Raw genomic sequence first — 20,984 nt, forward strand, 5'->3', positions numbered from 1 at the left:
GAGGTCAGCCAGCTACCTCATTCAAGATGCAGTGAGCTGAGGCTCATCTATAGCCACCGCCTCACGCAAGGTTTCAGCGAAGCTTGCCAGAGCGGGTGTCCATGTCTCGGGTTCGAAGGCGGCAAAGTAAGTATCGACATTGGCGATGGACGCGGGCAGTTCCAGGGTATGAATCCCGAACCGGTGTTGGTGGGCTTCGACTGTCCCACGGGGCAGTACCGTGTAGCCCATTCCTGCAGCGACGCAGCCTAGCATCGCGTCCAGTGAGCCGAACTCAAAAATCCGGCCAGCATTCACGCCGTGGGAGGCCAGCAACAGCTCGATACGTTGGCGGTAGCTACATCCTTGGCGAAACGCCAGGAAGGCCGAGGTCAGCAGCTCCTGAGAAGAGGGCATCGTCGTCATCGGCGTTGAACCCACCAGCACAAGCTGCTCGCTGAAAGCCTTGAGCAAGTGATAGCGGCTATGCTCAAGCCGCCCGGCCACAAAGACGCAGTCCACCTGTCCGTCCAGCAACAACTCGACCAGTTCGGCCGTTGGCCCGGTTTTGATCTGGATATCAACGTCAGGCTGTGCTGCGTGGTACGCCGCCAGTATCGGCGGAAGGCGCACAGCTGTGGTGGTCTCCATGGCGCCAATACGCAGGCGGCCACACGCCTTCTCCTGACCCCTGAATAGCGATACCGCTTCATCGTGGGCCGTCAGCATGCGCTCAGCGTACTCCACCAATGCCAAACCAGCGCTCGTAGGGCGAACGCGGCCCGCACGCTGAATAAGCTGCACGCCTAGCTCATCCTCAAGTTTTTTGATGTGAGCCGTCACGTTGGATTGCACCGTGTGCAGCTGATTAGCCGCCGTCACGAAGCTGCCTGTTTCGGCGACGGCCATGAATAGTCGCAGTGATTTCAATTGCACGCGCCGTCTCCCTGTCAGGCTATCTCAAAAAAAGATAGTAACGATCAAAACTAATCGTTTCTAGAAATAGTTTCTCACGCGTAGTCTGGCTGTGTAACAACGCGCTGCCCACCTTGCCCTAATGGCGGCACGAAAAGGACACAGCATGATGAATCGAACACTCACTACCCAAGACCTACCCGCCCTAATCACCGGGATAATGGCGACCTTGGCGGGCATTGGTATTGCGCGCTTTGCCTACACGCCGCTACTGCCTGCGATTATTCAAGAGGGATGGTTCACCGCCAGCCAAGGCGCCTACCTGGGGGCTGCCAACCTACTGGGTTACTTTATCGGCGCGCTCTCCGCCCACGCCTTGAGTGAGCGCTTTTCTTCCCGCTGGGTAATTGGCGCAAGTTTTGCGGCTATCGCCCTCAGTTTTATGCTCTGCGCTGGCGCGGGCAGTTTTGCCTGGTTCTTCTTTTGGCGATTAGTCTCCGGCATTGCTGGGGCCATTTTAATGGTGGTTGGCCCATCGCTGGCGCTGGCGGCTACTCCGCCTGAAAGGCGAGCCAGTGTGGGTGCTATGGTGTTTACCGGGATTGGCCTCGGCGCGCTGCTTTCGGCCTTCATCGTTCCTGTGCTTCTGGAGTTAAGCCTAATGGTCACCTGGAGCACGCTGGGGTTGCTCTGCATTGCTGCGGGCCTTTTAAGCGACGCTTTTTTACAACGCGTGACGCCCTTAGCACTAACTTCAGGTGCTAGCCCATCGGCCAATAGCCAGAAGGGATATATGGGTATAAAGCTAGTGGTATGGCTGGTGATAAGCGCTTATGCCCTGGACGCGGTTGGCTTTGTGCCCCATACCGTGTTCTGGGTGGACTATCTCGCCAGGGAAAACGCCCTGGGGAATCACGCTGCTTCCCTACAGTGGGGCATCTTCGGTTTGGGCGCCGTATGTGGGCCGCTAATGGTGGGTGCCTTGGCGCATCGAGTGGGTTGGCATCGTGGCTTAGCGATCGCCTTTGTGGCGAAGGCTGCCGCTGTATCGCTGCCGGTATTTTCGCTAGCGCTGCTCAGCCAATCGATATCCTCTTTCATGGTGGGAGCAATGATCCCCGGTATAGTCGCGTTGACTTCTGGCCGTCTTGCCGAATTAGTAGGCCCGGCCGCACACAAGAAGCTATGGGGGCAGGCAACCGCTGCTTTTGCTGCTGCCCAGGCAGTGGCGGGTTATGCCATGTCCGCGCTTTATGGTACCTGGGGTACCTATGCGCCGCTATTTGCCATCAGCGGCTTTATGCTAGCGGCAGGCTTTTTGTTGGTGCTGCTTAGCCGTGGCGTACAGCAGCGCCACGCGCACCTTTCTACTTTGCATTAAACCCAGCAATCTACATCACACCCAGGGAGGCAATAATGGAACTCTACCTGAACGCCACATCACCCTATGCGCGCCTGGCGCGAATTGTGTTACTGGAAAAAGGCTTAGCAGACGCCGTCACGTTGAAGTGGTGCGACCCCTGGGCAGACGATGCCGATTTATTGAAAGCCAACCCCGCAGGGCGTATTCCCGCGCTGATAACGGAGGAGGGCACCACGCTAAGCGAGTCACTGCTGATTGCCGTTTACCTGGATGGCGTAAGCCCTAACAAGCCAATGATTTCCCAAGACCGTTTGGGTGCGGTGTTGCATCTGGCAGGGTTGGGCCAAAACCTGATGGATGCCGCGTTCAACACCGTGATTGCCCGAAAGCATTACGGCAACGAGATAGATGACAGCGAGCTGGGGCAGAGGCGTTCTCGGGCGATTCAGCGGCTGTTAAAACAGTTGGACGGTGAGCTTGGTGAAAAACAGCAGACCTCAACCATTAACCTGGGAGAAATCGCCATTGCGGTGGCGCTTGATTACCTCGCCTTCAGGCAGCCAGAAGTCAGCTGGAAAGAAGACTACCCACAGCTTCAGGCATGGCATGCTGGCGTTACTGCGCGCGAGAGCTTTCAGCAGACGGCATTCTGTTAGTCGAGACTTAAGAAAGGGGGGACTTGGGTTGGTTTGAAAATGGTTACGATTGAGTGATTGCCAAGCAGTCGATGATCATGCATTGGTTTCGTCCCTTATCACCCACGCTAAATTTACATATGCAAAATAAGAATATTAAATCTTTCTTTTATGCTTTTTGTTAAGTTAAGTATGCACTAAAATGGCGCCCTTTCTGAGCCGGGCCGCTGGGTGTCTTCTCCCTTGTTAGGCCACAGATGGGGATGTCACCATGAGTGAGCCAGCAAGCGATCAAAACCCTTCTCAAGAGCGTGCGCACTTCAAGCGCAGTATGCAGACGCGCCATTTGGTGATGCTCTCTTTAGGGGGCGTGATTGGCACCGGGCTATTTTTGAGTTCCGGTTATACCGTGCAGCAAGCCGGGCCTATTGGCGCGGTGTTGGCCTATCTGGTAGGTGGCATTGTTGCCTGGCTGGTGATGATGTGCCTGGGCGAGCTGGCGGTGCATATGCCGAATTCAGGTGCCTTCAGCGCCCATGCCAGCCGCTATATCGGCCCCGGCACCGGTTATATGGTGGCCTGGATGTACTGGCTTATCTGGACGGTGGCGCTAGGTTCGGAATTTACTGCGGCGGCGGTCTTTATGGGGCGCTGGTTTCCCGACATCCCCGGCTGGTACTGGAGCGGCATGTTTGCGGCGATTGTCTTTGGCGTTAATGCGTTTACCTCGCGCTTCTTTGCCGAGTCTGAGTTCTGGCTCTCACTGATCAAAGTGATCGCAGTGGTGGTGTTTGTGCTGGTGGGCGCCGTGGCGATTATTGGCTGGGTACCGCTGCATGATGCCACGGGCACCGAGGTCGCCTCACCGGGGCTATCGGCCCTATGGGGAGAGGGCGCCATGCCGCCCAACCTGCTGGCCATTGGTACCGCCTTACTGGCAGTGATGTTTGCCTTTTCGGGCACCGAGCTGATCGGAATCGCCGCCGGAGAGACGGTAGACCCAGCTCGCAATGTGCCCAAGGCGATTCGCGCGACACTGTGGCGGTTGATCCTGTTTTTTGTCGGCACCATCGTCGTGATTGCAGCGCTGTTACCTCAGGATCAGGCCGGGCTCAGTCAAAGCCCCTTTGTGGCCGTATTCCAACGCCTTGGGGTACCGGGCGCAGCCGATGTCATGAACTTTGTCATCATTACCGCGCTGCTGTCGGCGGCCAATTCTGGGCTTTACGCTTCGTCGCGCATGCTGTGGACGCTCGCTGACCAGGGCACCTTGCCCAAGTCGCTTGGCCGCCTCAACAAGCGTGGTATCCCGATGAACGCCCTGTTACTTAGCATGGTCGGCGGCCTGGGCGCTCTGTTCTCCAGTGTGTATGCCCCTGAAACCGTCTACCTGGTGCTGGTCTCGATTTCCGGCCTGGCTGTGGTGGTGGTCTGGATGGCGATTGCGCTTAGCCAGTTCAACTTCCGGCGCCAATACCTGCGTGACGGAGGGCGGCTGCAGGATCTGGTCTATCGCACGCCGTTCTATCCCTGGGTGCCGATTATTGCGTTTGCAGCCTGCCTGGCCGCGTGCATTGGCATTGCCTTCGACCCGCATCAACGCGTGGCGCTCTATTTCGGTGTGCCTTTCATTGGCCTGTGCTACCTGGTGCACTATGTGCGCCACCGTTCGGTCCCCCAACGTTCTGAATATTCGCCCAACGCCATTGAGGAAAAGACCGTATGAGTGCCCCAATGAATGAGCTGAATCCGATCAAAGCGCTGTTGGCCGACGTGCCCTTTATGGTTATCGACGGTGCCCTGGCCACCGAGCTGGAAGCGCTCGGCTGTGACCTCAATAACGCCCTCTGGTCGGCGCGCTTGCTGGCCCAGGCCCCAGAGAAGATTCGTCAGGTGCATCAGGCCTACTTTGAAGCCGGGGCCGACTGTGCGATTACCGCCAGCTATCAAGCTACGGTGCCCGGTTTTATGCAGGCGGGGATGACGGCAGAAGAGGCGTGGGAGCTGATTCAGTTATCGGTCACGCTGGCCCAGCAAGCGCGGGATGCGGTCTGGCAGCCCGGCCAGACCGACCGGCCCAAACCACTGGTGGCCGCATCCGTCGGCCCTTATGGCGCGTATCTTGCGGATGGCAGTGAATACCGCGGCGGCTATGACCTGGATCGCGCCGGGCTGGTTGAATTTCACCGCGAGCGTTTTGAACTCTTGCTGGCGTCGGGGGCGGATCTACTGGCCGCTGAAACTTTGCCTTCATTGGAGGAAGCGTTGGCGATCACCGATTTGTTGGCTGAAAACCCAGGCGCCCAGGCCTGGATAACCTTCTCGGCGAAGGATGGCCAACATATCAGCGATGGCACGTCGATTGCGGAATGTGCGAGAGCGCTGGCCAACTGCCCAGGCGTAGCGGCGATTGGTGTGAACTGCACGGCGTTGGCCCACATCGAATCGCTGATTGAGGAAATCCGCCGCGAGTGCGATCTGCCGGTGTTGGTTTACCCCAACTCGGGGGAAGTCTACGACGCGGTGACTAAAACCTGGCACCCGGCCCAATGCGATCACACCGCTGCCGATCTTTCCGGGCTGGCGCAAGGGGTTGAGCAATGGCTGGCAGCAGGTGCGTCAGGCATTGGCGGCTGCTGCCGGACGACACCGGGGGATATTCAGGCGCTGGCTGAGTGGCGGCGGTCTCGATAACTTATTTAGGCCTTAATGCTGAGTCTCTGCCCGTAACTTTTCCACCTCTTCGACGGGCAGCTCTTCAATATCCGCGATCATCTGATCATCCATTTCGGTGCGAGCGATCAGCTTACGGGCCGCGTTGCGCTTGCTTTCCAAAGCACGCTTCTCGGCTTCTTGACGCCCTTTTTCAATACCCAGTTGCTCACCAGCCCGACGCTCTTTTTGCACCAGGTTTTCTAAATTCTCTGCCAACATATCTTTATCCTCCACCAAACTGTTGAGCTGCTCCAGATTCACCTCTGCCCCAAGCCGTTGCAGGTGACGCTTGATCCAACGTGTAATGACCTTATCAATGCGCTATTTGTTCGGATCCGTTTTGATAATGGCCACAATACGATCAACGGCTCGCTGCAGGGTCGGTTAGTTGAAGCGGATATCCTGGAAACTCGGCCTGCTTAGGATGGCACGGCCTATCAGGAGTACGTGCTGGCCCCATACGATGCGGTGGTGAGAAAAGTTAATAAAACAAGGTTTTAGGACAGTGGCCATTGCCAGTAAAGGTGGGTGATATCAGCGAGGGGCTCACGCCTTGTCACTTCATTAACGCGGAAAGCGTAAGGAAGTCGGCAAGCTACAAGCACCCGTGGGAGGCTGTTCTAGTGCCCAATCGTTAGGCGCCCAGCTAACGATGAGACTCGCCTCGGGAGCCGTTAGCTCTCAGTGTTTATCTTCGCGACGCAGCTTAGCGATATCATCAATCGTTACCCCTGTTGCCTCAGCAATCTGCTCATCGGTAAGCACACCAAACGCCAGCAAATGGCGAACAGTATCACGCTTGCTCTCCAAAGCGCGTAGCTCGGCTTCCTGTCGACCCTCCTGACGCCCTTGTTGGCGCTCTTTTTGCACCAGATTTTCTAAGTTTTCTGCCAACATATCTTTATCCTCCACCAAACTGTTGAGCTGCTCCAGATTCACCTCTGCCTCAAGCCGTTGCAGGTGGCGCTTGATCCAGCGCGTTATGACCTTATCAATGCGCTCTTTGTTCGGATCCGTTTTGATAATGGCCACAATACGATCAACGGCTCGCTGCAGGGTTTCCCAGCTCTCCCCAGCGTTTTCGACGCTGAACACGCCACTGAGCGGTGTCTGAACCAAGCCTAGCTGTTGATCAGTATAGCGCCCTTCATCGACTAGGTAATAGCGCAGGTGGGGCTGATAAATCTGCAGAAAGTCGGGCGGTTCAGGGGTGATCATCTCGAAGATATCCAGCGGTGCAGTCCAGCGCTCCGAGCCGTTGTAAAGTACCACCGGAAACACGGGCGGCAAGCCTTGGCCGGGCGTGATGATTTTCTGCTTGAGTAGTTCGCTATAAAAACAGGCGGCGTAGTGCAGCAGCCGAATAGGCATGGTGCGATCCACCGAGGATTGAAACTCCAGCAGTATGTAGAGAAACACTCGTTGTGTGACGCCTTCCCAGGTCACTTCAACCGACCACACCACATCCTCAATCTTCTCCTCAAACAGCGGCGTAATGTAGTTGCCGCTGTGGCTCTTCAGCGTGGAGAAATCCATCAGCTTAGCAATCTCACCAGGCGCAAAGCCTTCAATCAACTGCTGCACAAACTCTGGGTAGCTAAACAGTTCCTTGTAGCCGGTATCGTGGTTATTGTGGAAGGTGTCTACCATGCGCGCTCCTTGTTCAATGCGTTAGCGGGATAGCACCGCAAAAAACAGCATTTCTAAGAGAATAAATAGCGGTGTGCAGACAAGCAACTATTGGCACGAACCTTCGCCTAACCCGCTCACCTTAACGTTGCATGCCATTGAATGGCTTTACTCCGTCGAACGAATAAAGGCTTCAACGGCAGGAGATAAATGGCGGTAACCCAACACGAGATCGAAGTGAGCTTCCGAACCCGGTAACGAACGATAACAGATTCGGTCTGCCTGAAAGCCACGCATGCTTTCGGGAACAACGGAGACGCCGCCTTCGACGGCGACCAGAGACAGCACCGCATGCATCCCGTATGCCTCTTGCTCCACCCTGGGTACAAAGCCTGCATTGGCACAAAGGCGGATAACCTGCAGATGAAAACCGCGTCCTTCCACCATCGGCCAGAGGATGAACGGTGCCTCAGAGAGGTCGGCGAGCGTAAGCGTTGGCCGACTACACAGAGGATGATCTTTCGGGATAGCCATGCACAAGCGGTCACTATCGAAGTGTGTTTGCTCGATATCTTCAGCCTTCGCAAGCGGTGGGATCAAAACGCCCACATCCAGTGTTTCGTCACGTAACGCATCAATTTGTGCAGCCGTCGTGGCCTCGCGTAGCTCAAGACGAACCTCCGGATGGCTTGTCCGAAACTCACGAATGACATCGGGCAGTCGCCCATAAAGCGAACTTCCCACATAGCCCAGGCGCACTAAACCTGATCTGCCTGCCGCGACATCTTGTGTCGCGGTGACCGCTTGTTCTGCTCGTCGAAGGGTTTCGTAGGCTTCCTCAAGGAATCGCTTGCCCGCAGGGGTCAAGCCAAGAACACGGTTGCCGCGTTCTATGAGAGTGATATTGATATCGCCCTCCAGCTTGCGGATCGCACTGGTAAGCGGGGGCTGCGACATATTCAAGCGCGCAGCAGCACGGTGAAAGTGTAACTCTTCCGCCACAGCAACGAACTGCTCCATGGCGCGCAAAGTAATACGAGCTTTGGTGTCTGGTGTCATGCTGCAACTCTGGATATATCGCTAGTTACTTGATACTTTAATGATATTAAAAATGTATCGCGCCTCTATATTATTAGTATTTTATATATTGCTTTGCCCATTTCACACTTTCTGCTCGTGTTCTTAAAAAACTGGAGTGTGAAATGGTGAACTTTGAAGGGCAGGTGGTACTAATTACCGGAGCAGGTCGTGGGCTGGGTTTAGCGTATGCTCGGTGTGTTGCACGCTTGGGGGCAACGGTGTTGCTTCAGGATAATGGTGCCAATTCTGCGGGGGATGGAGCTGATCCACGGGTGGCGGAGCAAGCCGCCGAGCAGCTTCGGTTGGAAGGTTTGGATGCAAGGGCCGTGTCAGCAGATATTGGAACGCGAGAAGGCTGCCATGCACTCATACGCACTGTTCTGGCCAGCAACGGACGATTGGATGCGCTGATTCACAATGCAGGGTGGGTCGCCTACGACAACATTGACGCGATAGAGGAGAGCACCTTCGATCACATGATGGCCATCGCCGCCAAGGCCCCGCTTTGGCTGGCACAGGCGGCTTGGCCTGCGATGAAAAGCGCGGGCTATGGCCGCATCGTCATGACCACGTCTTGTCGGGCGCTCTTTCCACAGTATGTTCAGAACGGGCTGGCTTCCTACGCCGCTGCCAAGCTGGCAGTGGTGGGAATCATGAATGTACTGGCTGCCGAAGGCCAACAGCAGGGGATTATCGTCAATGCGGTTTCCCCCGTTGCCAAGACACGCATGTGGGGAGTAGAGGGAGAGCCAGACGAACTACGGCCCTCCGATGTTGCGCCAGGCGTGGCGTTTCTTGCCTCTTCACAATGCACAGAAGGTGGCTGGATACTGCGTGCCGCGAACGGGCAGTATCATGCCACCAGGGCGATGGAGGCCGAGGGAGTGGACTATCCGCGTGATCTGCGTGCAGCCACTGCCTCAACAGCGGATGAGATAGCGTCGAACTGGCCGCGGATCGCTGTTCCTAGTGTGGAGCCCCGTTCATGAACGGGGTGGCCGTGGCCTTTGCCAGCCAAGCCGTGCTGGGAGAGTCGCCGGTATGGAGCGCTTCCACCCATCGGCTGTTATGGGTAGATACCCTGGGCGCCTCACTCAATCTATTCGACCCCATAACAGGCAAAAATGATGCCTATGTGATGCCCAGCCCATTAGGCTTTGTCGCGGAGACTCCGGCAGGCCAGTGGATCATCGGCAGCGGTTGCCATGTTGAGAGTGTTAGTCGGTCAGGTGAGAGGCAGCGAATAGCGACCGCGCCGCATAATAAAGCAGTGTATCGCTTCAATGATGCCAGCCTCGACCCGTTCGGCCGCCTGTGGGTGGGCCTGATGAACGAAGCGCTCACCGAGGGCTCGGGCTACCTCTACCGGCTTGATCCTGACGGCACGTGGCACACGGTCGATTCGGGATTCACGCTCATCAATGGCATCGACTGGAGCCGTGATAGGAGCACGCTCTACGTCACAGACTCCCGCAAAGGTGTCATCTACGCCTATGATCACGACTCCTTGTCCGGTGAGGTTAGAAATCGACGTTCTTTGATCAGCATAAGCCCAGATAAAGGTAAACCTGATGGGCTGACGGTTGATCGAGAGGGCTTCTTACTCAGTGTGCTCTTCGATGGTGCTGCTATCGCGCGGATATCTCCAGAAGGGAATACTGCCAGTACGATAGCGCTCCCCGTTCCACGCCCAACGAGCTGTGCCTTTGATGCGACAGGCCAATACCTCTTCGTCACTTCAGCACGGCTGGGTTTGTCCAAAAGCGAGATAGCAAGCGCGCCCGCATCGGGGGCGCTGCTTCGAATTGACTATCAGCAGGTGACGGGATGAATTGTCGACTAACCTTCATTCAATAATGTGAAGGTCGCAGGTACGCGTTGCCCTAGAGAGCATTGCGCATCGTCTGCCTCTCATTTAGCGGTCATGAGCACTGTTCAAAGGTGCGCATCATCATGGGGAACACAATGACAAAACAAAAACTGATCCTGCTATTTGATGGAACGTGGAACGACCCTGAAGACCAAACCAATGTTTATCGTATTACCCGACTGATCCATGATGACGATGGCGGTATCAGGCAACGGTTCTATTACAACCCCGGAGTAGGGACATCCAAGTTTCAGCGCTTTACCGGCGGAGCCTTCGGTTATGGGCTGAGCAAAAACCTTCGGGAAGGCTATGACTGGCTGGCCAGGCGTTACAGTGAAGGCGATGAGATCTGGATATTCGGGTTCAGCCGCGGTGCCTACACCGCCAGAAGTCTGGTGGGGCTGATTCGTAAATGCGGGCTAGTGCATGTCGTCACGCCAGGGTTGCTCGATAAGGCCGAAAGTATTTATCGAAACCGCGATTTGCACCCCGATTCTGAGGTGTGCACAGGGTTCAAGGAGAGCTTCAGCCGCCAGCCCAGGATTCATTTCATTGGTGTGTGGGATACCGTTGGCGCGCTGGGCGTGCCCGGAACCAACCTGTTCAAAAGCAAATACGACTGGCACGATACCGAGCTTTCCAGCATTGTCGACCATGCCTATCAAGCGGTGGCGCTGGACGAACACCGGTCGACCTACAACGTATCGCTCTGGACGAGCAAGGATGGCAAGCAGAAGACGGGCAACCGCAACGTCGAGCAGCGTTGGTTCATCGGTGCCCACGCCAATGTAGGCGGCGGCTATGGCACTGACGACACACTGGCCGATCTATCGCTGAGCTGGATGTTAGCCAAGGCGCAAAAAGCAGGCCTAAAAGTGGCACCCTTTGATGTTGTTGAGGATGCCTGGAAGACAGCACCAAAAGACTCGTTTACCGATTTTCTGAAGGGGTTTTACGCCAGATACAAACGCCTTGGAAATACCACTGACGGCCGATTTTACCGACAATATTCAGAAGGAATGCCAGGGCAGCGTGCGGTGAATATTTCAGTCGATGCGAGTGTATGGAAGCGCTGGGCCGATACAACGTGTGAGTACCGGCCACGTACCTTGACTGATGTCCCCCTTTCCCCACCGGATAAGTAGGCGGGCGGGCACTTTTGATTGGCATGGGCAGCCTTCAGGTTAGCACCCACCCCAGTCACTCCTCTTACGCCGCCGCCCAACAAGCGGACGTTTACCTAGCCAGCGCGCTGATCTCCCCAAGCGGTTACGCCAAAGATGCTGAGCTATTCGCCGCCATTGCCCAACGTCACCAACTGCCGGTACTGCTCGCTAACCACGTTTCCAGCACGGGCGGCTGGCAAACCTGCGGCAACAGCGGTAGCTGGAACGCAGCGGGGGAGCTAACCGTGAAAGCTAATAGCACGCAGTCTAGTCTAGTGCTGTGTCACGTTAACCAAGGTGCCATAAGCAGTAGCATGGAAGTGATGACTGACCTAGATCACGAAGTGGCCACTATCGACTAAAAACTAAGTATTCAAAGTAGGCTTAATCTAAATGAAGTGCTAGTCTCGAAGTATTAGAGCGAAAACGCCGCAGGGAATTGACGATGCAGAATACCCGCATAACGCTTCATCCAAGCAAGCAGCGCATACAGGTGCAGGTTGATGGCATTCTGTTAGCCGACTCCACCAATACGCTTGAACTCCGCGAACACGGCTACCCGCCACGCCACTACTTCCCACGCGAAGACGTGCGGGTGGACTTACGAACCGTTTCAGAAACCACCACTTATTGCCCATTTAAAGGGCATACAGTGTATTTTTCGATGGATGAAGGTCGAGATATGGCTTGTAGTTATGAGGAGCCGATTGAGGGTATGGAGCCTCTAGCGGGTAGGGTGGCTTTTTATGAAGAAGTGCGCGAATGACTCTTCTCTGCCCACAGCGAACATGCTGGCAAAGGCAGCGTGTGCGCTCACTCGTATTATGCCGCACACACGATGATCTGTGCTATACAGCCTATTTTCAATTCATTTCCATTAATGGGATGACGGCATGCGCGGTCAAGTAAGAAAAGGCGCGTGCTACCTAATATCTGTTAGCTTATCGAGCTGTGTTTCGAGATAAACAAAAAAAATAGTTAAAAGGATGTTGTAGTGATAAATGAGTTGGAAATATCTGAAGGGGCATATTTCTATAGAATAAAGCCAAATAAAAGGCTCTCTAACACGGCTATATCTAAGATATTTATAGGTTTGTCAAAAGATAGGATGACCAGAAGCGTTACGCTGCAAAATATTAGAGATGAAGTTATCATAAACGGTCACCCTTCAAAGCTATCAATTTGCGTATTCAAGATAAAGTCGAAACCTAGTTTCTTTAAAAACTATATCGAAGGCGAACACGAGATAAAGTTTTGCTACGTTCTTATTTTTGAATATAGAGACTACATAGTCATAAGCAAAAAAAACGTATCATCTTCATCTGATCTTGATGTATATCTTGACGATGTGGATTACTCAACACTGTCAAGGCTATACGCCGATAGCGACTCCAATTTCCACAAATTGGCACTCGATAACCTTGATGTGTCTGATTCTGCTATAAGAAGTAAATCCGTAGAAGCTAGAGCCCTTGAGGATTCATATTCTACTTTTGGAGCTAATAACTACGCAGTGAAAAATATGCGTATAACTTCCAGAGGTCACCTGTATAGTTTAACCCTAAGCACGGCTAGAATTAATAGACACAGTGGAAAGGTGAGCATTCAAGTGCTTAGAGAGTGGATGGCAGAGGTGTGCGATGATATTGAAAACTTTTCTGCAACAAGCAGTTTTATGGACAGCTTTGCGCTTCCTATTAGCTTTGAAGATAGAATTAAATCTCTAACGCCAAATGGACTTCTGTTGAAACTTAACTCTCTGGTTGATGCGTCTAATGACGAGGTCTTAGTTCGATCATATTTAAAGGTGGGTGTTAAAGATGTTGATTTAGAGCTGGGAAGGTATATTTCGAAATACGATCAAGTTCTTGATATTGAAGCAGACAAAGATAAATATGTTGCTATATCCTCCAAGAATAAACATCTCTTTAATCTAGTCAGAATTGAAATAAAGATATTAAAGAAGTCTATAAAGATAAAGTCGGATGCTTTTAGATCGATATATCTTGAATTCTCTAGTGGTGAAGTTCAATCCTTAGAAGAATATATAAATAAAAATAACTGCTTTGTCATCACGTTCGATAATCCCGAAGTAGCATACAATTCAAAAAAACTTTTTGAAAATACTCAGCTATTGTCAAATATCAGTTCATTTATGACTGTTTTTGAGCCATGTGACGAGTTAAGTGGCGTAAGCTCTGAAAAAGGAAAATTTAGTACGGCTAGCGTTAGCTTTAGTCCTTGTTCGATCTTTAACAAGGTAGAGAGCGTAATTGATATAAGTTCTACATATTTATTTTTGGACGATCTCGGCAATGAATGGGCAGACCATATTGCACTGTCTGATGGAATAATTGAATTCTATCATTCCAAGTCTGGCGCTGAAGGTCTCTCAGCATCGAAGTTTCAGGACGTAGTCGGACAAGCACAGAAAAACTTAGGTAACCTTGTGCCTCCCCAACATAGAATCGACGCAAAGAAAATATTATGGAGTCGAACGTATATAGCAAAAGTTGGGAAGAATCAGAGTGTAAGTACTAATATCCAGCGGCTTCGGAAATCACCAGCAGGTTGTACTATTGATGACGGTCTTGAGTTTTATAAACAACAAACACGTAAACCTAATTTAAGAAAAATTGTTTACTTGGTCGTTAACTTTATTTCAAAATTAAGGCTTGAAGATAATCTAACAGCTCTGCAATCAGGAGGCCAAGTAGAAAGGCGTAATGAAGTAGTGCAAATACTATGGTTTATTTCATCACTAATCTCTTCCTGCAAAGAGCAAGGCACTGAAATTAAGATAATTTGCTTGAGGTAAAAAACTAACAAGCACGTGTAATCTGACCTTCGGCCACTGTCACCTTTTTTGCGTTTAGCTGCATAAATGGCGCCAGTAGGTTCCGGCAGCTGAAGCGTTCGTTAGCCATAATAGTCTAGAGCAGCCATGGAAATTTTCGTAATACGATTAAACTCAGATTTGCGGAATCAGAAGCCTAACTTGAGATGCCCTACTATAGCTGAATATAACAAGAAAACTTCATGATGAATGTATTTCTTAAAGCAGCTAGTTTCCTGAACGAATCTGGGGTAGGGAATTAGGGTGTCCCTCTTTTTAAAAGGAAAAAAGATGTACATAAGTAAGGTGCGAATACAGAATTTTAGGTTACTTAAAGACACAATGCTAGATTTAGAGGGTGAGCCAAATAACGAGCTCTCTCTATTGATTGGAAAGAATAACTCGGGCAAGACATCCTTCATTGTTCTGTTTGAGAACTTTTTGACATCCAGAAGTTTTTGCTATGATGACTTTCCTATGGGACTGCGTAAAGACATTCTTGAGATTTGTGACGAGACTGATGTTTATTCATTAGCAATAAGACTATCCCTTAAGATAGAATATGGCAGGGACGACAACCTTCAGAATCTCTCTGATTTCATTGTGGATCTTGATCCAAAATGTAATACAGTGAAAATTGCATGTGAAGCAACGATCAACAAATCAAAATTATTAAATGATCTAGAAGCTGTTGATAAAAGAAAAGAGGAGTTCATCAAAAAGAATCTTTCTGATTATATCCAAGTAAGATACTACATCTTTGATACCTACAATGATTTTGAGGCTGCTCATCGTTCAAACTTAATCAAGAAAGAAGCGTCCGATGTAAATAATCTGATCAATCTGAAGATAATTCAAGCGAACAGAAATGTTACAAGTTCAGATGCAACTCCTCAAGATAGAAGAATACTTTCACACTTAACAACGAGGTTCTATAACAGTAAAGTCAAGATGTCGCATGATGACCTTTACGATATTAATTCATCTATTATAGATGCTGATGTTCAACTAAGCGGCAACTATAAAGCCTTTTTTGAACCATTTCTTGAAAACGCAAAATCCTTTCTTTCGCTTACAGCCTTAAACGTTGTGTCTGATCTTCAGTCAAAGGAAGTCATGGCAAGCCATTCCAAAATCACCTATGGCAAAGATGATGCTGAACTTCCTGAACACCTGAACGGTTTAGGATACATGAACATACTTTACCTTCTTCTCAATATAGAGATTGAGAAGTCTGACTTTGAAGAGAAGGGACGGGATATAAACCTGCTGTTTATTGAAGAGCCTGAAGCTCACACCCATCCACAACTACAGTATATTTTCATTGAGCAAATTTCCAAGATTCTAAATGGGATTAAGGGGCTTCAAACTTTCATATCGACGCATTCAGCTCATATCGTCAAGAAATGTAACTTCAAGAATATTCGTTACTTTAAAATCCCAAAGGGTGAAGAGAATGTAGAAATACGAAATTTCTACATAGAGCTACAAGCAAGGTATTCTGATGAGAAGGATGCTGATATTGATAAGGTGGAAAAGGAGCATTTCAAATTTCTAAACCAATACTTATCAATCGAGTCCTCAGAACTCTTCTTTGCAGAAAAGATAATCTTCATAGAAGGCACTTCCGAAAAGATGCTTCTTCCATATTTCATCAATCAGTTTGACGAAGATGGCCTGGGAGATAAAGGGGATACTGCGCTCACGTCTCAAAACATATCAATCCTTGAAGTTGGAGCAAATGCCAAAGTATTCAAACACTTCCTCGATTTCCTTGAGATAAAGACACTTATCATTACAGATCTAGATACAACCAAGGAGAGTGAGACGGGAAGGAAGACTTACAAGGCATGCCCTGCAAAGATTGGCACACATACCAGCAATGCAACCCTACGGCATTACTATAATTCACCGAATTTTGATGAGGAAGGCTTCTCTGCATGGATGAGAAGACTAAAAGAGCATAGCCATGATGAACCATCGTCATTGATCAAGATTGCCTATCAGAATGTTGAAGATGGATATCAGGGTAGGAGCTTCGAAGAGGCATTCGTGAGTGTGAACATGAAAAAAATAGGCAGTAACCTTAACGATGTCGACGGACTTAAAAACAAGGTAAAATTTGATGAGTACAAGTTTGATCCTGATCAGTTTGTAGATAATATTCTTGATAGTAAAGGGAAGTCTAGTTTTGCTTCATCTTTACTCTACCTTGCTCTCTCAAAAGAAAACCTGAAGTGGAATATCCCTTCGTATATTAAGGAGGGCTTAAAGTGGATAGCCAAGTAACCGCACTGCAAAGAATTCAAGAGTGTACAGCAAGCAAAAAAAGTTTTGTTTTGCAGGGAGGGGCAGGATGTGGAAAGACAGAAACACTAAAGGAAACGCTACAGTTCCTATCCAAAGATTATCCTAAGAAGAAAATTGCGTGTATTACCCACACCAACCTTGCAGCAAACGAAATCATAGATCGTGTAGGAGAAGGTTACAATATATCCACCATACATTCATTTCTTAACTCACTAATCAAGAACTACACCAGAGCAATCCACGAAGTTATACATGAGATATTTACAGTGGATGGGCTAGAAATTGAGACTGAGGAGAGTTCAGGGTTAACCGGTAATGAGCTGAAGAAAGCTAATCACGACAACTACAAGAAGGCCTATAAGAAGTATACAAAGTTAAAATACATTGCCAAAGGTGAAACCTCACCAAAAGAACTTGGAAAAAGAGCTTATGATAAAGCACCGGAGGAGAACAATCAGACACTCAATGAAGATATAGCTGAATTGAATGCTGAAGTTCGACAGGTCATTGAGGGTAAGGATCATAGGAGTATAAGGTACAATGATTCACGTTTTGACAGATTCAATGATGTTTCATTTGGGCATGATAGCCTACTCAAGATCACAAGCTTGCTCTTTCAACGTTATCCAAAACTTGGAAAGATCTTGGGTGATAAGTACGACTTCATCCTGATTGACGAATACCAGGATACACATGAGGACGTGGTTGAAGTATTCTTAAAACATCTCCCTGAAGACATGAAGACCACAATAGGATTATTTGGGGATGCAATGCAAAGCATATACTCAGATGGTATTGGGGATGTGCGTGCCTATATTGATTCAGGTGATCTTGTCGAGATACCAAAGGAAGATAACTTTCGATGTTCTGAGCAGGTAATTAACTTTGTTAATGCTCTTAGAGAGGATGCTCTTAGGCAAGAACTAGCATTCAAGATTAAAGACGATGGCACCAAGGAGATCTTGGAGGATAGACAAGGTCAGGTTAGATTGCTTTATGCAATCTGGGGTGATAACAAACCTCATACTAGGAGCCCTTCTGAAGAAAAACAGGCGTACCTTGATTTCGTCGACAAGTTGATTGACTTGGCTGATAGTGAAGAATCCCCTCATAAGAAGTTAATGCTTACAAACAAGTCAATTGCAGGGAAGGTTGGATTTGGCATACTATATAAAGTATTTTCTGATAGATATACGGAAGTCAAAGACGAAATAGAAAGGGTACTTTCAAGCATTCAGGTACTTGACCTAGCAGAGCTATGTGAAGCCTATAGCGGTACAAAAAAGAGGTACAATTTCATATTGACCGAACTGAAGAAGTCGGGGCTTGTGCTTAACAAGATTGAGGACAAAGAAAAAATTGTCGCTGCATTTGATAGGATCACTCTAGAAGACCTAAGTGTTATTAAAGCTCTTGAGGTTGCTTTTGAGAAAAATATAATCAGGAGATCAGACAGTTACCTTGCATTTTTTGAGCGTAGGGACTCTTTCTTGGCTGAATTAAAAAAAGACGAGGCATACCAACAGTTAAAAGAGAGATTCAACTCAGGAATTAATACCATATCTAAGATGGAAAAAGAAGATCCTGATCTGACTGAAGAAGTGTTTAATGAGTTCAAGTCCAACCTTAACAGAGAGAGATTCTACGAGGAGCTATTCTCTGAATCGATATCCTTTAATGAGGTTATAAACTATTACAGTTACCTAAATGAAGAGTGTGATTATATCACAATGCACAAGACTAAAGGGTCTGGTATTGAAAACGTTTTAGTTGTTCTTGATGAGTATTTCTGGTCTCAATACAAGTTTAAATTTAGTGCTGAAAGTACTGAGGCTAGTAGCGTCTTCACGCCTCCAAACATGAAGCTATTTTATGTGGCATGTTCTCGAACGATCAGGAATCTAACTGTTGTTAAAGTGGTAACCAGTGATGAGGAAGAACATCTACTGGCAACATTCCCGGATTTTGAAAAGGTAGTTGTGGATTAGGACAATGGCCGTCCATTACAAAAAGTGAAGAAAGAAGAGGTATATCTTAACTATTGAAAAAAGAGATGAGCCGGCTAACAAATAGTTGCACTGGAAAAATACTTGCTGCGCTCCTATTTTTCCGGTGAGCAAGCCGTTACATTGGCGCCCAATCTAATTCTGCTCTAAGCCGAAAACTGATACCACTAGAATCGGTGGTGTCAATTTTGATCAACCCTTAACCCCACTAACCCTCATCACCTCCCTAGCCACCGCATCATTCAAAATCCCCCGTTTGACCTCAATTAAAGTGAGCCAGTCGCGAGCGCGGGTGATGCCGGTGTAGACCAGCTCGCGGGTGAGGATGGGGTTGGGCGTTTGCGGTAGTAGCAGGGCGGTGTGCTGAAACTCTGAGCCTTGGGATTTGTGTACCGTCATCGCGAATACGGTTTCTACCGCGTGCAGGCGGGAAGGCAGCACCCAATGAATCGGGTTGTCTACGTCACTGGTTGGGAAGGCTACACGTAAAAGCGACCTACCAGTAGTGCGGGGATCTGGCACGGCGAGGGTGATGCCGATATCGCCGTTCATTAGTTTCAGGCCGTAGTCGTTTTGGGTGACCAGCACTGGGCGGCCTTCGAACCAGCCTTTTTCCAGCGTGTGGTCGTTGCCGAACAGCAGTTTTTCACTGCGCAGTGTTTTGGCGATGAGCAGGTTTAAGCCTTCTACTCCCCACGGGCCTTTGCGCAGTGCGCATAGCAGCTGAAAGCGGCTATAGGCGGTTAGTACTTGCTTAGCCCACGCATCGTAAACATCTCTGTTCTCTTCAAACGCCAGTGCCGTATCAGGCCGCTCACTATCTAATGTATTTAGGTAGTGGCAGTAGCCGGTGGGCGGAGCGATGGGCTTGCCTTTGTGGTCGGTGCGGCTTTCGCCTGCGTTGGGAAAACGTTCCGGGCTGCCGGTGACCACTAGGCGCTCCAGGGGGCTGTCTTCGTTTTGCGCGTCTGGCTTTAATACCAAGTGGTGCAGATCGGCATAGCCGTTATTCAGTACGCCATGCACCGCTTGGTGCTTTTCCCGTTCACTTTGTGATTCGCTTAACGGCTGGTTAATCGCCTGGGCGAGTTGGCCGATGCCGCTTGTTTCAGTAAAGCGGTGGCTTACTCGCAGCATGGTAATGGCTTGATCCAGCGGCTGGCCGTTGGGGTCGATTAATGTTTCCGGTAGCGGGTGGTCGGTGAGTTCGGTTAGCCACTGCGCCGTGGCGGGGGTGTAGTGAGCGGCGTCGGCGCGGCGGCACAGGTCGCCCAGCACGGCGCCTGCTTCTACCGAGGCCAGCTGGTCTTTATCCCCCAGCAGCACCAGCTTGGCGCTGGCGGGCAGGGCGCTGAGTAGCGCCGTCATCATTTCGATATCCACCATCGAGGCTTCATCCACCACCAGCACATCCAGCGCCAGCGGGTTGGCGGCGTTGTGGCGGAAGTGGCGGGTGTCGGCTCGGGCACCTAACAGTCTGTGAAGGGTTGTTACTTCAGTTGGTATGGCTGCTTGTAGTTGGTCAGTGCTTGAATCTTCGTCGAGGTGTCGAACCAGAGCTGAAGCTCCCTCCCACAAGTTGACTAAGTCGCTGAAGGGGAGCTTAGCGACTTGCCCGGCGATGGATTCATTTAGCCGGGCGGCGGCTTTGCCGGTGGGGGCGGCTAGGCGAATGCGCAGCGGGTGGGCGTTGGGCTGTGCCAGTTGCAGGGTTTGCAGCAGGGCAAGCAGGCGTACCACCGTGGTGGTTTTGCCGGTGCCGGGGCCGCCGGTGATGATCGCAAACGGGCTACGAGCGGCGAGGGCGCTGGCGTTCTTTTGCCAATCCAGGCTGTCGCTCGCGGGGAATAATGTTTCTAACGCGCTTTTGAGTAGCGGGCTAGCCGCCGAGCTGTTCAAAGAGCTATCCGCGTTAACCCGGTGGGCGATTTCCTGGTGTAGGGTTTGCTCGAACTGCCAGTAGCGGCGCAGGTAGAGTTTGCTGGTGTTACCGCTGTGGCTCACTACCAGCGGCGTATTGCCGGGGCCGTCGCTAATCAGCGTGGGGTGATAAAGCGCGGCCTGCCACTCGCTCAGCGTTAGCGTGGCCAGCACATGGCTGGGCAGCGGCGGCGGGTCGTTGAGCTCGTCGCCTTCGGGCGGTAGCGAAAGGGCAAAATCCGGGGCTTCGAGCGTAGCGGCTAAATCCAGGCACACATGGCCGCGGCCTAACTGGTGGCTGGCTAGCGCTGCGCCTAGCAGTAGCAGCGGCGGGGCGTGTTGGCTTTCACGCTCAAAAAAGCGCACCAGGGCCAGGTCTAAATCCCGCAGCCAGCCACGGGAAACCCAGCGCTCACATAGTTGTAGCAGCGCGGCGGTATCGCTTAGCGCGGGGTGCGGCTGGGTGGTACTGGTGGTTGATTCTGACGGTGGTGCTGTCGATGTGGTTGAATCAGGTGCAGCGGGCGGTGCGTCATCGGCGAATAGGTCAAGGTTCATGG

At 50.7% G+C, this 20,984-nt stretch carries 17 protein-coding genes; 12 read left to right on the forward strand and 5 right to left on the reverse strand.

Features of this window, described 5'->3' with window-relative positions:
• Positions 1-21 precede the first annotated feature (21 nt).
• Entirely contained in the window at positions 22-915 is an 894-nt protein-coding gene (locus QT231_RS15005) for a LysR substrate-binding domain-containing protein (RefSeq protein WP_308337656.1), read from the reverse strand.
• A 145-nt stretch (positions 916-1,060) separates the two neighbouring features.
• Between QT231_RS15005 and QT231_RS15010 the strand changes: the two genes are divergently transcribed.
• The 4 genes from QT231_RS15010 to mmuM all read left to right on the forward strand — a co-directional run bounded on the left by QT231_RS15010 (position 1,061) and on the right by mmuM (position 5,586).
• Positions 1,061-2,275 carry a YbfB/YjiJ family MFS transporter gene (locus QT231_RS15010; protein ID WP_308337657.1) on the forward strand — a complete coding sequence of 405 codons (1,215 nt, stop codon included), beginning with the start codon at positions 1,061-1,063 and terminating at the stop codon, positions 2,273-2,275.
• 35 nt (positions 2,276-2,310) lie between these two features.
• Positions 2,311-2,913, forward strand: coding sequence for a glutathione S-transferase N-terminal domain-containing protein (locus QT231_RS15015; RefSeq protein WP_308337658.1), 603 nt, complete (start codon positions 2,311-2,313; stop codon positions 2,911-2,913).
• A gap of 250 nt (positions 2,914-3,163) precedes the next feature.
• Positions 3,164-4,618 (forward strand): amino acid permease, encoded by a 1,455-nt coding sequence (locus QT231_RS15020; RefSeq protein WP_308337659.1) that lies wholly within the window; start codon positions 3,164-3,166, stop codon positions 4,616-4,618.
• Positions 4,615-5,586: a homocysteine S-methyltransferase gene (mmuM, locus tag QT231_RS15025; protein ID WP_308337660.1), complete on the forward strand. Its 972-nt coding sequence runs from the start codon at positions 4,615-4,617 to the stop codon at positions 5,584-5,586. The genes QT231_RS15020 and mmuM overlap by 4 nt, the downstream gene beginning before the upstream one ends.
• 12 nt (positions 5,587-5,598) lie before the next feature.
• On the opposite strand, the gene QT231_RS15030 is transcribed toward mmuM, so the two are convergent.
• The 3 genes from QT231_RS15030 to QT231_RS15040 all read right to left on the reverse strand — a co-directional run bounded on the left by QT231_RS15030 (position 5,599) and on the right by QT231_RS15040 (position 8,295).
• Positions 5,599-5,826, reverse strand: a complete 228-nt coding sequence (locus QT231_RS15030; RefSeq protein ID WP_308337661.1) for a hypothetical protein — start codon at positions 5,824-5,826, stop codon at positions 5,599-5,601.
• 462 nt (positions 5,827-6,288) lie between these two features.
• A complete protein-coding gene (locus QT231_RS15035; protein ID WP_308337662.1) occupies positions 6,289-7,257 on the reverse strand; it encodes an Rpn family recombination-promoting nuclease/putative transposase in 969 nt (322 codons plus the stop codon).
• Positions 7,258-7,404: 147 nt separating this feature from the next.
• A complete protein-coding gene (locus tag QT231_RS15040; RefSeq protein WP_308337663.1) occupies positions 7,405-8,295 on the reverse strand; it encodes a LysR family transcriptional regulator in 891 nt (296 codons plus the stop codon).
• A 143-nt stretch (positions 8,296-8,438) separates the two neighbouring features.
• Between QT231_RS15040 and QT231_RS15045 the strand changes: the two genes are divergently transcribed.
• From QT231_RS15045 to QT231_RS15080, 8 genes are all read left to right on the forward strand, one after another.
• Positions 8,439-9,305, forward strand: coding sequence for an SDR family NAD(P)-dependent oxidoreductase (locus QT231_RS15045; protein ID WP_308337664.1), 867 nt, complete (start codon positions 8,439-8,441; stop codon positions 9,303-9,305).
• The gene (locus tag QT231_RS15050; RefSeq protein WP_308337665.1) at positions 9,302-10,147 is read left to right on the forward strand and encodes an SMP-30/gluconolactonase/LRE family protein; all 846 of its coding nucleotides are present in this window, start codon (positions 9,302-9,304) and stop codon (positions 10,145-10,147) included. The genes QT231_RS15045 and QT231_RS15050 overlap by 4 nt, the downstream gene beginning before the upstream one ends.
• A 134-nt stretch (positions 10,148-10,281) precedes the next feature.
• A complete protein-coding gene (locus QT231_RS15055; protein ID WP_308337666.1) occupies positions 10,282-11,331 on the forward strand; it encodes a DUF2235 domain-containing protein in 1,050 nt (349 codons plus the stop codon).
• A gap of 23 nt (positions 11,332-11,354) precedes the next feature.
• Positions 11,355-11,714: a hypothetical protein gene (locus QT231_RS15060; protein WP_308337667.1), complete on the forward strand. Its 360-nt coding sequence runs from the start codon at positions 11,355-11,357 to the stop codon at positions 11,712-11,714.
• Positions 11,715-11,797: 83 nt separating this feature from the next.
• Complete coding sequence (locus tag QT231_RS15065; RefSeq protein WP_308337668.1) at positions 11,798-12,118, forward strand: DUF427 domain-containing protein; 321 nt, start codon at positions 11,798-11,800, stop codon at positions 12,116-12,118.
• 228 nt (positions 12,119-12,346) lie between these two features.
• Positions 12,347-14,170 (forward strand): hypothetical protein, encoded by a 1,824-nt coding sequence (locus QT231_RS15070; protein WP_308337669.1) that lies wholly within the window; start codon positions 12,347-12,349, stop codon positions 14,168-14,170.
• 282 nt (positions 14,171-14,452) lie between these two features.
• The gene (locus QT231_RS15075; protein ID WP_308337670.1) at positions 14,453-16,477 is read left to right on the forward strand and encodes an ATP-dependent endonuclease; all 2,025 of its coding nucleotides are present in this window, start codon (positions 14,453-14,455) and stop codon (positions 16,475-16,477) included.
• Entirely contained in the window at positions 16,462-18,486 is a 2,025-nt protein-coding gene (locus QT231_RS15080; RefSeq protein ID WP_308337671.1) for a UvrD-helicase domain-containing protein, read from the forward strand. The genes QT231_RS15075 and QT231_RS15080 overlap by 16 nt, the downstream gene beginning before the upstream one ends.
• 210 nt (positions 18,487-18,696) lie before the next feature.
• Here the strand turns inward: QT231_RS15080 and recD are convergent, their stop codons facing one another.
• Complete coding sequence (gene recD, locus QT231_RS15085) at positions 18,697-20,982, reverse strand: exodeoxyribonuclease V subunit alpha (RefSeq protein WP_374694404.1); 2,286 nt, start codon at positions 20,980-20,982, stop codon at positions 18,697-18,699.
• Positions 20,983-20,984 lie beyond the last annotated feature (2 nt).

Source organism: Halomonas sp. SpR1, from assembly GCF_031010175.1.
In the GTDB taxonomy this organism is placed as follows: domain Bacteria; phylum Pseudomonadota; class Gammaproteobacteria; order Pseudomonadales; family Halomonadaceae; genus Vreelandella.